The sequence below is a fragment of the Streptomyces sp. NPDC053474 genome (assembly GCF_044544845.1).
GTDB lineage: Bacteria > Actinomycetota > Actinomycetes > Streptomycetales > Streptomycetaceae > Streptomyces.
Genome location: NZ_JBITXV010000002.1, coordinates 712,728 through 728,074, shown reverse-complemented (window position 1 = coordinate 728,074; position 15,347 = coordinate 712,728). Strand labels below are relative to the sequence as shown.

The window sequence follows — 15,347 nt, the reverse complement described above, 5'->3', positions numbered from 1 at the left end:
TTCGGCCTTCCGGCGGTGTCGACTCTATCAGATCCTTTCGGGCCTGATTCCCAGTCAACTTGGGCTGCCTTCCCGGCTGTTGGGCCGTTCCGACGTCCCAAACTTTAGCGGATTCTCCCGGCGATTCATAATCGCGCCCTGGAATTGAATTCGGACATGCCGAAATCAGTCCCGTGGGGAGGTCGTGCTGGTGTTTGGGTGCCGCGTCAGCGGCGAGATGCGCTGTCGCAGAACCGTTACGGCCCCGCGACAACTCGAAGAACCTTACGGGCCGGGCGGCGCACTGTCAACCCCTGACTCCGTGAACATCAGTCGAGGTCGTTGAGGCGGCCGCCCGCGTCCGGCTGGGCGTGCTCCACGCGGCGCAGCAGGCGCGTGAGCACCTCGCCCAGGACGCCCCGCTCGGCCGAGGACAGGTCCTGGAGGAGGTCCTCTTCGAAGACCGTGGCGAGCCGCATGGCCTCCAGCCACTTCTCCCGGCCCTCGCCGGTGAGCTCCACGATCACCCGTACGCGGTTGCTCTCGTCGCGCTCCCGGGTGACCAGGCCCTCGCTCACCATGCGGTCGATGCGGTGGGTCATGGCGGCGGGCGTGAGGCCGAGGCGCTTGGCCAGCTCGCCGGGGCCCATCCGATAGGGGGCGCCGGAGAGGACGAGTGCCTTGAGGACCTCCCACTCGGCGTTGCTGATGCCGAGGGTCGCGGTCTGGCGGCCGTAGGCGACGTTCATCCGCCGGTTGAGGCGGCCGAGGGCCGAGACGATCTTCTCGACCTGGGGGTCGAGGTCCTGGAACTCGCGCTGGTAGGCGGCGATCTGCTCTTCGAGTGTCGGCTCTGTGGGGCCGGGGGTGTCACCCATGGGCGCAGTATGGCACGGCCGTGGTTGGCATCGAAGTCCTTCAGTGTGTATTGTTTAGATCCTAACTTTAGCTTTGAAGTCTTCACTCCTAAGGCAGGTGAAAGTGACCATGGCGATGGGCGCCGCGATGCGCCGGATCCACGTGGGCAACGCACTGAGCGCGTTCGGCCTCGGCTTTACCGTCCCCTTCCTGTACGTGTACGTGGCGCAGGTCCGGGACCTCGGCGCCGTGACGGCGGGCCTCGTGCTCGCCGCCTTCGCGGTGGCCGCGCTCATCGTGCTGCCGTTCTCCGGCCGGGCCATCGACCGGCGCGGACCGCTGCCCGTCCTCATCGCCGCCCTGCTCACCGCCGCCGTCGGCGCCCTGAGCCTGGGCCTGGCGGCCAGCGCGCCCCTCGTCCTGCTGTCGGCGGGCGCGCTCGGCGCGGGCCAGGCCGTCATGCAGCCCGCGCTCGCGACGATGATCGTCGAGTGCTCCACGCCCGACACCCGCACGCGCGCGTTCGCCACTCAGTTCTTCCTGCAGAACCTGGGCCTCGGCGTCGGCGGCCTCATCGGCGGCCAGCTGGTCAAGCACGAGCGGCCCAGTGACTTCACGCTGCTCTTCGCCATCGAGACCGTGATCTTCCTGGTGCTCGTCGGCGTCATGCTGACCACGCGCATGCCCCGCTCGCCCCGCATCGCGGACGCCGCGCCGCAGGCCCGGGGCAGCATGAAGGACGTCTTCCGCAACCCCGTGATGCTCCAGCTGTGCGTCCTGGGCTTCGTGCTGTTCTTCGCCTGCTACGGCCAGTTCGAGTCCGGCCTGTCCGCGTACGGCGTGGAGGCCGCCGGGATCTCGCCGTCGACCCTCGGCATCGCGCTCGCCGCCAACACCGGCGCCATCGTCGTCGCCCAGTTCGCCGTCCTGCGGTTCGTCGAGCGCCGCAAGCGCTCGCAGGTCATCGCGGCCGTGGGCCTCATCTGGGCCGTGGCGTGGATCGCCGCGGGCTTCGCGGGCCTCGGCCACGGCAGCCAGGCCATGGCCACCGCCGCCTTCATCTCGACGTACGCGCTCTTCGGGATCGGCGAGACCATGCTCGCGCCGACCGTGGCGCCGCTGGTCGCCGATCTGGCGCCGGAGTCGATGGTCGGCCGGTACAACTCGGCCTTCGCCCTGGTCAAGCAGCTGGCCCTGGCGGTCGGCCCGGCCGTGGGCGGGCCCATGGGCGCCACCCTGCACGCTCCGTACGTCGTGACGTTCCTGCTCTTCTCGCTGGGCATCACGGTGCTCGCGCTGCGGCTCGGCAAGCACCTCACGCCGGCGCAGAACCACCCGTACGCCCAGAAGAGCCGGGTCGTCGCCCAGAGCGCCCCGGAGGCCGTGACCGCCCACTCCTAAGCGGCCGGTCGGGCACATCGTCAGCTACGCGCGCGTGGGCATCGCCCACGCGCGCGTCGTCGTATCAGTGTCTACGCGCGCGGCAGCGCGAACTCGCACCACACGGCCTTGCCGCCGCCGGGCGTCCGGCGCGAGCCCCAGTTCGAGGCGATCGTGGCGACGATCGCGATGCCGCGGCCCGCCTCGTCCGCGGGCTCGGCGCGGCGGCGCCTGGGCAGGTGGTCGTCGCCGTCGGTGACCTCGATGATCAGCCGGCGGTCGGTGCGGCGCAGCCGCAGGCGCATCGGCGGGGTGCCGTGCTGAAGGGAGTTCGCGACGAGCTCGCTGGTGGCCAGGACGCCCAGGTCGAGCAGCTCCGGCGGGAACCGCCAGCTGGCGAGGACGCCGGTGGCGAAGGCACGCGCGCGTGGGGCCGCCTCCACGCCGCCGAGCAGCTCCAGGGCCGCGTTGCGGAACAGCTCCGCGTCGGCGCCGGTGCGGGCGGGCTGCTGGAGGACGAGGACCGCGACGTCGTCGTCGTGGTCGGCGGTGACGCCCAGGGCCCGGATCAGGCGGTCGCAGACCACCTGGGGCGTGCCGGTGGCGCCGCCCAGGGCCCGCTCCAGGGACGCGACGCCCTCGTCGATGTCCTCGCTGCGGCGCTCCACGAGGCCGTCCGTGTACAGCACGGCGGTGGAGCCGGGGCCGAGCGGCACGGAGCCGGAGGCGTGCAGCCAGCCGCCGGTACCGAGCGGCGGGCCCGTGGGCTCGTCCGCGCGGTGGATCGTGCCGTTCTCGTCGCGTACGAGGATCGGCAGGTGGCCCGCCGAGGCGTACGACAGGCTGCCCTCGTTCGGGTCGTGGACGGCGTACACGCACGTGGCGATCTGGCTGGCGTCGATCTCCGCGGCGAGGCCGTCGAGGAGCTGGAGGACCTCGTGCGGCGGCAGGTCGAGGCGGGCGTAGGCGCGCACGGCCGTGCGGAGCTGGCCCATGACGGCCGCCGCGCGCACCCCGCGCCCCATGACGTCGCCGATGACCAGGGCGGTGCGGCCGCCGCCGAGCGTGATCACGTCGTACCAGTCGCCGCCGACCGCGGCCTCGGTGCCGCCCGGCTGGTACGTGGCGGCGATGCGCAGGTCGTCGGGCTGCTCCAGCTCCTGGGGCAGCAGCGAGCGTTGCAGCGTGACGGCGGTCTCGCGCTGGCTGCGCTCGCTGGCGCGCAGGCGCTCGGCGGCGTCGGCGTGGTCGGTGACGTCGGCGGCGAAGACCAGCACCCCGCCGTCCTGGGCGTCCGTGGCGGGCCCGCCCAGGGGCAGCGACACGGGGGTGCACGTGAACGTGTACGAACGGCCGCCGGGCACCTTGCGGGACTTGACCGTGCGCGGCTTGGAGCTGCGCAGCACCTGGTCCAGGAGCGGCAGGAGCCCGACCTCCTCCAGCTCGGGCAGCGCCTCGCGCGCGGGGGCGCCGGTGGGGCGGGGGCCGAACGCCGTGGCGTACGCGTCGTTGACGTACGCGATGCGGTGGTCGGGGCCGTGCACGAGGGCCACGAGGGCCGGGATGCTGTCGAGGACCTCGCGGGCGGGGAGCCCGTCGACGCCTTCGGGGGCGTCGACGGCTTCGGCGGGGTGCTCCGCGACGCGCTCGGCGCGGGCCGCGGGGACGGAGCTCTCGCCTCGCTGTGCCGGGGAGCCGCCGGTCTCGGTGCGCGCCGCGGCGCGGCGCTGTGTTCCGGGGAGCCGGGCGCTCCAGCGCGTGAAGTTCACTGCGGTAGGCCTCGTGGTGTCGCTTCTGGATCGGGCGGGGGTGTACGGCCGGGCGTTCGGCCGGTGGCGGTGCGGCGTGCGGCGCCGCCTCCCGGGAAGACACAGCATGGCGTGGAGCGGACTCTTGCTTCTCAGGTGCCCTCTTGCGGGCCCGCTCATGGTCACACGTCCAGTCTGGCCGACCGGCCTGACATCCGTCAGACGCCGGTCCTGCTCGGGCAGTTCCGGCCGGAGGTCATCGGGACTCCTTCGGGCGCTCGCCCCCGGCCGCGAGTTCGAACTCCGCGCGCGGGTGTTCCAGTGAGCCCAGGGAGACGATCTCGCGCTTGAACAGGCCGGACAGCGTCCATTCGGCGAGTACGCGGGACTTGCGGTTGACGGTGGGCACCCGGCTGAGGTGGTAGACGCGGTGCATGAACCAGGCAGGGTAGCCCTTCAGCTTGCGTCCGTAGACGTGCGCGACGCCCTTGTGCAGTCCCAGGGAGGCCACGGAGCCGACGTACTTGTGCCGGTACTCCTGGAGGGGCTTTTCGCGCAGCGACGCGGCGATGTTGTCGCCGAGGACCTTGGCCTGGCGCACGGCGTGCTGGGCGTTGGGCGCGCACTCGGTGCCCGGCTGCTCGGCGGTGACGTCGGGGACGGCGGCCGCGTCGCCCGCGCCCCACGCGTGCGGGGCGCCGTCGACGGACAGCTCGGCGGTGCACTTCAGGCGGCCGCGTTCGGTCAGCGGCAGGTCCGTGGCGGCGAGCAGCGGATGCGGTTTGACGCCCGCGGTCCACACGACCGTACGGGTGGGGAAGCGGGCGCCGTCGCTGAGGACGGCGACGCGGTCCTCGCAGGAGTCGAGCCGGGTCTCCAGGCGTACGTCGATGTTGCGTCGGCGCAGCTCGCGGACCGTGTACTTGCCCATCTCCTCGCCGACCTCGGGCAGGATGCGCCCGGAGGCCTCGACGAGGATCCACTTCATGTCCTCGGCCTTGACGTTGTGGTAGTACCGGGCGGCGTAGCGGGCCATGTCCTCCAGCTCGCCGAGCGCCTCCACGCCCGCGTAGCCGCCGCCCACGAAGACGAACGTCAGGGCGGCGTCGCGGACGGCGGGGTCGCGCGTCGAGGAGGCGATGTCCATCTGCTCAATGACGTGGTTGCGCAGTCCGATGGCCTCTTCGACGGTCTTGAAGCCGATGCCGTAGTCGGCGAGGCCGGGCACGGGCAGGGTGCGCGAGATGGAGCCTGGGGCGAGCACGAGCTCGTCGTACGTGAGGGCGAGGGGGCCCGTGCCCTCCTCGCGGGTGGCGAGCGTCGTGAAGGACGCGGTGCGCTTGGCGTGGTCGACCGACGTGACCTCGCCGACGACGACGCGGCACTGGTCGAGGACGCGGCGCAGCGGGACGACGACGTGGCGCGGGGAGATCGAGCCGGCCGCGGCTTCGGGCAGGAACGGCTGGTACGTCATATACGGATCGGGCGAGATCACGACGATCTCCGCCTCGCCCCGCCGCAGCTCCTGCTTGAGTTTCCGCTGGAGGTGCAGCGCGGTGTACATCCCGACGTAGCCACCGCCGACAACGAGAATGCGCACAGGTTCCGTCACCATCCCATGACGCACCCGCACTTCGCGTTTGTCCACAGGCTCAGCGATTTGTATGACTGGAAGTCCAGGTTGGCGGCAGCCGCTCCACTTGGCAGACCCGACGGAATCTGCGCAGGTCAGAGGGTGGTAGCAGGGTGGTGGCGCAGGGTGCAATCGGGTGGGAAACGGTGCGTACTCCGATCGGGGGGCACCCCGTGCGGAACCCACCCCTTCTGAATTGACTCTGGCTCAACTATGTTCGTGTGACGTCGGGGTGTCGGGGGATGCGCTCGTCGAGTCCGGTTTGCCGGGTTCGTGCGCAGCTCGCTCCTCACACGCCGGTCATCACATGGCGGGGAGTGTCTCCGGGGGGAGACGTCATTACCGGGGGAACACATATGCACATTCAGGACTCTCACTGGACTTCCGCGACAGCGTCGGCACCCGCCGTCGCCTCGGGCGGAAACGGACGGGAAGTGGGGGACGTAGCGCGTACGACGCCGCTGCGCGTGGACGCGCAGCGGAATCTCGAGCACGTCCTGCGCGCGGCGCGCGAAGTCTTCGGCGAGCTGGGGTACGGCGCGCCGATGGAGGACGTGGCACGGCGGGCCCGCGTCGGCGTGGGCACGGTCTACCGCCGCTTCCCGAGCAAGGACGTACTGGTGCGACGGATAGCCGAGGAGGAGACCTCCCGGCTGACCGAGCAGGCCCGCGCGGCACTCGGGCAGGAGGACGAACCGTGGTCGGCGCTCTCGCGCTTCCTGCGGACGTCCGTGGCCTCGGGCGCGGGGCGGCTCCTTCCGCCCCAGGTGCTGCGCGTGAGCGTGGACGAGGGCGAGGGAGCCGAGGGCGCGGCCGCGGTGGACGGGACCAGGGTGGCGGACGCCGCCGAGGTCCGGGTGCCGCAGCAGCGCCAGGTGCCTCCGGCGCTCTCGCCGGAGCTGCGACTGGTGGAGCAGCGGCCCGCTCCGGCCCGGGAGAGCGACGACGCGGGTGCCGCGGCGCTGCTCGACGTGGTCGGGCGGCTCGTGGAGCGGGCGCGGGCGGCAGGTGAGCTGCGCGCGGACGTGACCGTGTCCGACGTGCTGCTCGTGATAGCGACGGCGGCGCCTTCGCTGCCGGACGCGGCACAGCAGGCCGCGGCCTCGTCCCGGCTCCTCGACATCCTCCTTGAGGGGCTGAGGTCGCGGCCTTCGTAAACACCCGTTCGGGCCTCCACGGCCTCGGAATGCTCAACTCCTCGGGCATGCACAGGAGTTGAGCATTCCCCGAATGGGTGAACGGTAGTGCTCGGTTGCGGTAACTCGCCCCGGACGGGTGGTTGCTTGTCGTCCCTATTCGACGGGGCGCGGCCGTGTGGCACTCTTTCCCGGTGTCCGGGTCTGAGTGTGCATGCGGGGGCTGTCCGCGATGAGTGTTGACGGGCGGGACGAGCCCAGCTCCACCGGTGGTGAGTCGGGCGGACTGCCCTCCCGGCAGGTGCCGAGCCAGGGCGGCCCCGGCGGCAGCGGTGGCGGCGGGAGCACGAGCGGTTCCGCGTCCGGCGCCGCCGCCGGTTCCGGTGCGCCCGGGCCCGACCCGAGCGTGCCGCCGCAGCGCGGCAGCGAATCGCCCGGCGCACCCGGCACGGAGGCCAGCACGCCCGGCGCTCGTGGCGGTGACGTTTCGCCACCCCCCGACGCCGATCTGATCGCCCGGATGCGGGCGGGCGAGGACTCCGCGTACGAGGAGCTGTACCGCAGGCACGCCGACGCGGTGCGCCGCTATGCCCGCACCTGCTGCCGCGACGCGCACACCGCGGACGACCTCACGGCCGAGGTGTTCGCGCGGATGCTCCAGGCCGTGCGGTCCGGTTCGGGGCCCGAGCACGCGGTGCGCGCCTATCTGCTGACCACGGTGCGGCGCGTCGCCGCCGGGTGGACGAAGTCGGCGAAGCGGGAGCAGCTCGTCGACGACTTCGCGGTCTTCGCCGCGCAGGCGGCCCGGAGCTCCGAGGTGTCCGACGACGAAACGTTGGACCTGGGCGCGGACGTGCGGGCCATGCACGAGGCCGAGCAGTCGCTCGCCATGCAGGCCTTCCGCAGCCTGCCCGAGCGCTGGCAGGCCGTGCTGTGGCACACGGAGGTCGAGGACGAGTCGCCGAGCGAGGTCGCCACGCTCTTCGGCCTGGACGCCAACGGCACGCGCGTGCTCGCGAGCCGCGCCCGCGAAGGCCTCAAGCAGGCCTATCTCCAGGCCCATGTGAGCGCCACGCTCACCGAGAGCGAGGAGTGCGCGCGCTACGCCGACCGGCTCGGCGCCTACGCCCGCGGCGGCCTGCGCACCCGCGCCGAGCGGGGCCTGCGCAAGCACCTGGAGGAGTGCGCCAACTGCCGTCTCGCCGCGGGCCAGATCAAGGAAGTCGCCAGCGGCATCCCCGCCGTCGTGCCGGTGGCCGTCATCGGCTGGTTCGGTGCCGCCGGATACGCCAAGGTGGCCGCCCTCATCGGGGGCGGCGCCGCGGGCGCGGGCGCGGCGGGTGCCGCGGGCGCCGCCGCGGGCAGCGGCTCGGCCGGCGCCGGAGCGGCCGGGGGCGGCGCGGCCGCCGAGGGCCTCGGCACCCCGGCGAAGGTCGGGATCGTCGCGGGTGTCGTCGCGGCCGGGGTGGCCGTGGCGCTCGCGTTGACCGGGGGCCCGGGTGAGAAGGAGCCGCCGCAGGCGGGGCCATCCCCGACCTCCGCCCAGCCGCCCGTGATCCCGCGCAATCCGCCGCCCTCGAAGCCGCTGCCGAAGCCGGAGCCGCCGCCCCCGTCGCGGCCGAAGCCCGCGCCGCCGGTGAAGGCCGAGCCCAAGCCGAAGCCGCCGCCGAAGCCCGCTCCCAAGCCGACGCCGAAGCCTCCGCCGCCGAAACCGAAGCCGAAGCCGCCCCCGCCGCCGAAGCCCCGGCCGACGCCGCCCAGGCCCACGCCCACGCCGACCCCCACGCCGACGCCGCCCCCCGCGCCGGTCGTCTACCAGTGGAACGAGCTGGAGTACGGCCTCACCGGCGACGGCACCAAGCCCGAGATGCGGCTCGGCGAGAGCAGCTGGGTCTGGCAGCGCCGGGGCATGTCCATCGGGGACAAGCGGTACGGCCACGGCGTGACCGTGCACGGCTCCTCCTCCGTGACCATCGACCTCAACCGCACGTGCACCTCGTACGAGGCGCTCGTCGGCGTCGACGACATGACGATGCGCCTCGGCCAGGTGCGGTTCTCCGTGTACGCCGACGGGGTGCGTCTGTGGCAGTCGCAGTTGGTCAAGGGCGGTGATCCGGCCGTGCCCGTACGGGTCGGGCTGAGCGGCCGCAAGACGATCCGGCTGGTCGTCGAGCCGCATACGCACTTCGACTCGGTGGCCCTCGCGGACTGGGCGCAGTCCCGCCTCCGCTGCACCTGAGCGCTCAGCGCGGCGGGGCCAGCTCCGCCAGGACCTCGTCGACGGTCAGCGCGGCGCCCACCGCCCGCTCCCGCTCGTAGGCCCCCGGGCCCAGGGCCTGCCTGGCCTCGGCCTCGACGGGCTCGACCAGGGCCCGCTCCGGCACGGAGCGCTCGTGGCCGCCCCGCCAGCGCGTGGCCCGGGCGAGCAGCCGGGCAGCGCGGGCGTGGTCGCGAAGACGCAGGAACAGCGCGGCGGCCACGTCCACCACGCCGGCCGTGACCGGCTCCGAGCAGTGGTGGTGCAAGGCGTCGCGCAGCACGTCGGAGAGCACGGCGAGCCCGGCCTCGGGGCCCGACTCGGCGGCGGTGACCCGGGCCTCCAGGGTGCCGAGGCCCGCCCCGAACTGCGGTGGCAGCGTGCCGCGCTCGCCCTCCTTGCGGGCCGCGTCGCACAGGGCGCGCGCCCGCACCACGTCACCGTCGTCGATGGCCAGGGAGGCACGTATCAGACAGACGAACGCGCGGGCGTCCGGGACCCCGAACCGGTCGGCCTCGGCGATCGCCTCGTCCAGGCCCTTGGCGGCCAGCTCGGGGTCGCCCTCGCGGTAGGCGATCTCGGCGAGGCGGGCGAGCAGGAACGTGGTCTCGGCGTGCGCCCCCACCTCGTACGCGAGGTGCAGCGCCTCCCCGTACTCCCGGCGGGCGTCCGCGTGGTGGCCGCGGGACATCGCCGCCTCCCCCGCCGCGCTGCTGACCTGTGCGCGCAGCCAGCGGTCGCCCACGCGTCCGCTGAGCGTGCGCAGCTCCCTCAGGTCCTCGTCGACCCCGGCGAGGAGGCCGGGCCGGTCGATGACGGTGTGCACCCGGAACATCAGGGTGACCGCGACCTCCCAGTCGCCGCCGAAGCGTCGGCAGTTGGCGACCGCCGTGTCCAGGGACGGCACCACGTTGTGCGGCTCGTCGAGGAAGTACAGCGTGAACGGCCAGAGCAGCCCCGGGAAGCGGCCGCTCGCGGGCACGGGCTGGGCCAGGGTGTCCCGGACGCGGCGGATGTACCGCCGGGCGTCGTCGTCGGCGAGCACGTCCGCGGGCCGCGTCTCCACCGTCAGGAACAGGTGCAGCATCCGCAGGGCCATCCGGAGCCAGTACCTCGGGTGGCCCTCGTCGGCGAGGTCGGCGTCGAACCCGGCGGCGCCGGGGGCGAGCGGGGAAGCGGCGAGGGGCGACGGCTCGGCCGCGGCCTCCGGTGGCTCGGGCCGCGCGATGCGGCCAAGGACGCGGCCGACCCAGTCCGCGCCCTCCGTCTGGTAGTTGCGCAGCCACCAGAACCAGCCCATGCCGAGGGCGAGGGCGGTGGCCCGCTCCTCGTCCCGGCGCTCGACGGCGCGGTGCAGGGCCGCGCGGATGTTGTCGAGCTCGGCCTCCAGGCGGCGGATCCACGGCAGTTGCCCGGCGGAGCGCAGCAGCGGCTCGGCGCGCTCCACGAGGGCGCGTACGTACGCGCCGTGGCGGTCCTCGGCGGCGGCGCGCTCGGCGGGGGCCTCGGCGGCGCGCTCGGTCGCGTACTCGTGGATGGTCTCCAGCATGCGGTAGCGCATGGCGGGGTCCTCGGGTCCGGCGCCGGGGGTCGCGACGACGAGGGACTTGTCGACGAGGGCGCCGATGAGGTCGGCGGCGGGGCCGGTGCACACGGCCTCGGCGGCCTCCAGGTCCCAGCCGCCCGCGAAGACGGAGACCTCGCGCAGGACCGTGCGCTCGGCCTCGTCCAGGAGGTCCCAGGACCAGTCGACGACCGCCCGCAGGGTCTGCTGGCGGGGCAGGACCGTGCGGGAGCCGCTGGTGAGCAGGCGGAAGCGGTCGTCGAGGCGGTCGGCGATCTGCCGGGGGGTGAGCAGCCGAAGGCGGGCGGCGGCCAGCTCGATGGCCAGGGGCAGGCCGTCGAGGCGGCGGCAGATCTCGTCGATGGCCGCGGCGGCCGCGGTGGCGTCGAAGCCGGGGCGCACGGCCGCGGCCCGCTCGGCGAACAGGCGGTGCGCCGGGTCGGGCGGCAGCGGCTCCACGGGGCGCACGGCCTCACCCGGCACGCCCAGCGGTTCGCGGCTGGTCGCGAGGATGGTGAGGTCCGGGCAGCGGGTGAGGAGGGTCTCGGCGAGTTCGGCGGCGGCGCCGATGACGTGTTCGCAGTTGTCAAGGAGCAGGAGCAGGCTGCGCGGGGCGCAGTACTCGACGAGCAGGGCGACGGGGTCGTCCTGCGGAGCGGTCAGCTCGCTGGTGATCAGCACGGTCTCGCGCAGGTCGAGCGCGCTGACGACCGCGCCGGGGACCGCCTCCGGCCGGTCGAGCGGGGCGAGCTCGGCCAGCCATGCGCGGGGATGCCCGGCGGCGGCTTCCTCGGCGAGGCGGGTCTTGCCGGAGCCGCCCGGTCCGGTCAGCGTGACCAGTCGGGCCCTCCGCATGTCCGAACGGATGGCGGCGAGTTCGGGTTCCCGTCCGACGAAAGACGTCAGACGGGGGCGGATGTTCCCCTTCCGCTCGGGGGTCCGCTCGGGGGTCCGCTCGGGGGTCCGCTCGGGGTAGGCCCGTACCCGTACAGGGTCATCGGCCCGCGCCCGTACGCCGTGGCCGTCTCCCCCGGCGTCCACCTGCGGCCCCGGCTCCGGCTCCGGCCCCGGCCCCGGCCCCGGCCCCGGCCCCGGCCCCGCCAGCAACTCCGCGTGCAGCGCCCGCAGTTCCCGGCCCGGGTCGGCGCCGAGCCCGTCGGCGAGGGTGCGGCGCGCGTGCTCGTACGCGGCGAGCGCGTCCGCGCCCCGGCCCGCGTCGCGCAACGCCCGGATCAGCAGGGCGTGCAGCGCCTCGTCGTAGGGCTGGGTGGCGGTCAGCTCCCGCAGCTCCGGTACGACGTCCGCGGCCCGGCCGAGCAGCAGGTCCGCCTCGATCCGCGCGCGGGCGGCCTCCGCGCGCCGGGCCTCCGGGCGGGTGGCGGCCGTGCGGTCGGGCAGGTCGGCGAGCGCGGGGCCGTGCCACAGGGCGAGGGCCTCGCGCAGGGTGCGGGCGGCCGCCTCGGGCTCGCCCCGGTCCAGGGCGGCGGTGCCCTCGCGGGCCAGGCGTTCGAAGCGGTGCAGGTCGACGTCGTCGGGGGCGGCGGTGAGGCGGTAGCCGCCGGGCTCCGAGGCGATGGCGTGCTTGCCGAGGACTCTGCGGAGGCGGCCCACGAGGGCCTGGAGCGCGGCCGGGGCGTCCGCGGGCGGGGCGTCCGCCCAGATGTCGTCGATGAGGGTGTCGACGGGGGTGGTGCGGCCCGCGCGGGTGGCCAGGGCCGCGAGGAGGGCGCGCAGGCGGGGGCCGCCCACCGGGACGGGGGCTCCCTCATCGTCGTACGCCTCGGTGGCGCCCAGGACTCGATACCGCACGGGGCCATTCTGGCTCGTCGGGGGCGGGGGTGCCGTCGCGTTTCCGCGTGCCCTCGCGGGGCGCCCCAGGCCCGCCCCTTCCCGAACAAGGGGGCTCCGCCCCCTTGGACCCCCGTTCGTCGGCGCTTCGCGCCTCGTCCTCAAACGCCGGACGGGCTGAAAGGTCCCGCCCCGCGTGCTCAGTGCGGCAGCGAGTGCGGTGTCCTGGCCGACCCCAGGGTGCCCTGCTGGGGGACCACCGTCCCCGTGGGGACGGCCCGTTGGCGTGCGGGCGTGCCGGTCCAGCAGGTGCCGCGCCGGGACAGCAGCCGCCGCAGCCACACCTCCGTGGCGACCAGGTCGGCGAGGCCGTCGAGCGGTACCCGTTCGCCCTCGGCCGCCGCGCGCAGCGCCTTGCGGACGACGCGGGCCTCGACGAGGCCCGCCTGCGCGAGCAGGGGCGTGTCGAAGAGGGCGAGCAGGCCGTCCACCGCCGCGCGCAGGCCGGTGCGGGCCGCCGCCGCGTTCGAGGCGTGGGACGGCGCGCCCCAGCCGGGCGGGAGTTCGCTGACGCCCGCGCCTTCGAGGACCGTGCGCAGGATCTGGGCGCGCGCCCCGGGGCGTACCCGTACGGACTCCGGGAGTGCCCGGCAGGCGCGGACGACCTGGTTGTCCAGGAAGGGCGCGTGCAGGCGCTGGAAGCGGACCTCCGCGGCCTGCTCCAGGACGCGCAGGTCGGCCGCGTGCCGGAAGAGGGCGGCCCGCGCGCGGAACTCGCCGGGGCGCTGTCCGGGCCCGGGCCCGGGGCGGGTCGTCGTCTCCTGAAGGCGAACCGATACTTCTGCCAGGGCCTCACCGGTCAGCCAGCGCGCGGCGGGGCCCGGTCTGGCCCACGCGAGGGCGGCGAGCGAGGCCCCCACGGCGCCGCTCGGCTCCTCGAAGCGGCGGTGCAGGAGGCGGTCGGCGAGGGTCTCGACGCCCGCGCGGTGGGCCGTGCGGGCGAGGCGGCGCGCGGCGCCGTACACGCGCGCGGGGACCATGACCGAGCCCTCGGCCTTGGCGAGGGCGGTCACCGGCCGCACCAGGTGGCGTCGCTTGCGGTCCATCAGGAGGTCGGCCAGGCGCGCCGGGTGGGCGTCCAGGACCTGCCGGGCGCCGTAGCCGGTGAAGTGGTCCGCGCTGCCCGCGGCGAGGCGGACGCGGTGGCGCTGGGCGGCGACGAGGACGCCGCTCGGCTCGTCGGTCAGGGGGCCTTCCAGGTCGGCGTACGGGAGGCTCTCCTCGCCCCCGGTGACGACGACGTGGTGCAGCCGGGGGTTGGCGGCGATGGTGCCCGCGCGCTCCAGCTCGGCCTCGCGGCCGCCCGTGGCGAGGTCGTTGAAGGTGACGGCGAGGAGCCGCTCGCCCGCGCCGGTGCCGTGGCCGAGGACCGTGCCGGGCATCCCGGGCAGGCCCGCCGCGAGCAGGGCGAGGGTGCCGGAGGCGGGGCCGCCGGAGAGGTCGGCGCCGATGCCGGGCACCGGCATGCCGCGGGCCGCGCGCCGCTCGGCGGGGCCCATGCCGGGGACGGGGCCGGGGTCGATGTCGGTGCCGGGGACGTGCCGCGGGGCCCGCAGCCGCGCGCGTACGGCTTCGACGAGGGCGTCCCGGACGCCCTCCACCGCGCTGGCCTCGTCGGTCGGCGGAGCCGCGACGGCGAGGGACGCGACGGGTTCGTACCCGGCGACTTCGCGCGCGCCCGCGCGGAGGATCAGCGCGTGCCCCGGGGGCACGCGCCGCACGCCCTGGTACGGCGTCGAGTCGTGCAGCGCCTCCGGGACGTCGGGGGCGGCGAGCAGGGCCGCGAGGTGGCCGATGTCCAGGTGGGCCTCGATCAGATCGGCCAGTGGCAGGGCGGCCGTCGCGTACGCCGTGCCGCCCGCCCACGGGGTGTGGAACACGGGCCGGGCGCCCGCCAGGTCGCCCGCGACCATCACGCGGCGGCCGACCCGGACGACCGCGGTGTAGCTGCCGGGCCAGGCGGTGAGGTGCCGCAGCGCGCCGCCGCGGGCGGCGAACAGGCTGGCCCGCAGCTCCTCGTCGCTCGCCCCGCAGATGCCGAGCACGGCGATGCGGGTCTCGTCGTCGGCCTTGACGGTGCGCACCTCGTCGGGGCGCCAGTCACCGACCGCCCACAGGGGGTCGGGGTCGCCCCACAGGAGCTGGGAGCCCACGGGGTGGACGGTCTCGCCGTCGTTCCCGGAGGCGCCCGCCGTGCCGAGGGCGGCCGAGGGCCTCGCGGTGGTACTGCTCCACCCCACCAACCACCGCATCGCCGCCTCCGCAGCCTGTGGACAAACCAGTGACCCTCCGGAATCGAGGGACTGGGGACCCATGCTGCCACGAAGGAGGCGTGCGAGAGGGTCTACGACGGCGCTCGTACCGGCGCGAACGCGCCCCGGGTGATCTATGGTTGAGGTCGCAACGACATCAACACCGGGACGTAGGGCGGCCGGAGCGCGGGCAGGCGGGGGCGATTTTCGGCCAATTCAGCCGTGGCCGAACACGCCCCCCAGGGCCGGGACGGCCAACGCACAGCCCGGGAGGCGGTGTTCGCCTCCCGGACCGGTCCGCCGCCCGCGGGGATGGAGGCGGCGGTGTCCCCCAGCCCGCTGACTCCAGCGCAGCGGGCCGACCCACGCGTCATCCATGGAAACGCCCTCCCGGTGGCCGTAGAAGAGCGCACGCACGGGCGCACGGCCACACACCCGGAGCACGCTCCGACGGTGCCGCACGCCCGTACGGACAACAATCTCGCCATACGGAACTACGCCTCTTAACGCTTGGGATTCGCCGAACTACGCTGGGTGTGCTGTTGTTTTCGCGGAGGCATATACCTGGGGGCTCGGCCACGTGCTCTTGCGGGCCGGGATCGGGAAACGGCGCGCGACACGCCGTTCGCACCGGTGACCCCCGGTAGCCGCCCCCGGGGGGAAGGCAGCACGAATGCCGCGCGGTCACGCCA

At 74.6% G+C, this 15,347-nt stretch carries 8 protein-coding genes; 3 read left to right on the top strand and 5 right to left on the bottom strand.

The window, feature by feature from the left end; translation table 11 throughout:
• Positions 1 to 308: 308 nt before the first annotated feature.
• Complete coding sequence (locus ACIG3E_RS06925) at positions 309 to 857, bottom strand: MarR family winged helix-turn-helix transcriptional regulator (protein ID WP_399612135.1); 549 nt, start codon at positions 855 to 857, stop codon at positions 309 to 311.
• A gap of 115 nt (positions 858 to 972) precedes the next feature.
• On the opposite strand from ACIG3E_RS06925, the gene ACIG3E_RS06920 reads away from it, so the two are divergent.
• Positions 973 to 2,238, top strand: coding sequence for an MFS transporter (locus tag ACIG3E_RS06920; protein ID WP_399612200.1), 1,266 nt, complete (start codon positions 973 to 975; stop codon positions 2,236 to 2,238).
• Between the two features lie 71 nt (positions 2,239 to 2,309).
• Here ACIG3E_RS06920 and ACIG3E_RS06915 read toward each other — a convergent pair whose 3' ends face one another.
• Together ACIG3E_RS06915 and ACIG3E_RS06910 are read right to left on the bottom strand one after the other, a co-directional pair.
• Positions 2,310 to 3,986, bottom strand: coding sequence for a SpoIIE family protein phosphatase (locus ACIG3E_RS06915; protein WP_399612133.1), 1,677 nt, complete (start codon positions 3,984 to 3,986; stop codon positions 2,310 to 2,312).
• A gap of 235 nt (positions 3,987 to 4,221) precedes the next feature.
• Positions 4,222 to 5,580, bottom strand: coding sequence for an NAD(P)/FAD-dependent oxidoreductase (locus ACIG3E_RS06910; RefSeq protein ID WP_399612131.1), 1,359 nt, complete (start codon positions 5,578 to 5,580; stop codon positions 4,222 to 4,224).
• Positions 5,581 to 5,954: 374 nt separating this feature from the next.
• Here ACIG3E_RS06910 and ACIG3E_RS06905 point away from each other — a divergent pair, with 374 nt between their 5' ends.
• Positions 5,955 to 6,755 (top strand): TetR/AcrR family transcriptional regulator, encoded by an 801-nt coding sequence (locus ACIG3E_RS06905; RefSeq protein ID WP_399612128.1) that lies wholly within the window; start codon positions 5,955 to 5,957, stop codon positions 6,753 to 6,755.
• Between the two features lie 211 nt (positions 6,756 to 6,966).
• The gene (locus ACIG3E_RS06900; RefSeq protein ID WP_399612125.1) at positions 6,967 to 8,973 is read left to right on the top strand and encodes a sigma-70 family RNA polymerase sigma factor; all 2,007 of its coding nucleotides are present in this window, start codon (positions 6,967 to 6,969) and stop codon (positions 8,971 to 8,973) included.
• Positions 8,974 to 8,977: 4 nt separating this feature from the next.
• Here the strand turns inward: ACIG3E_RS06900 and ACIG3E_RS06895 are convergent, their stop codons facing one another.
• Positions 8,978 to 12,364, bottom strand: coding sequence for an AfsR/SARP family transcriptional regulator (locus ACIG3E_RS06895; protein WP_399612123.1), 3,387 nt, complete (start codon positions 12,362 to 12,364; stop codon positions 8,978 to 8,980).
• A gap of 179 nt (positions 12,365 to 12,543) precedes the next feature.
• A complete protein-coding gene (locus tag ACIG3E_RS06890) occupies positions 12,544 to 14,655 on the bottom strand; it encodes an asparagine synthase-related protein (protein WP_399612120.1) in 2,112 nt (703 codons plus the stop codon).
• Positions 14,656 to 15,347: the final 692 nt, after the last annotated feature.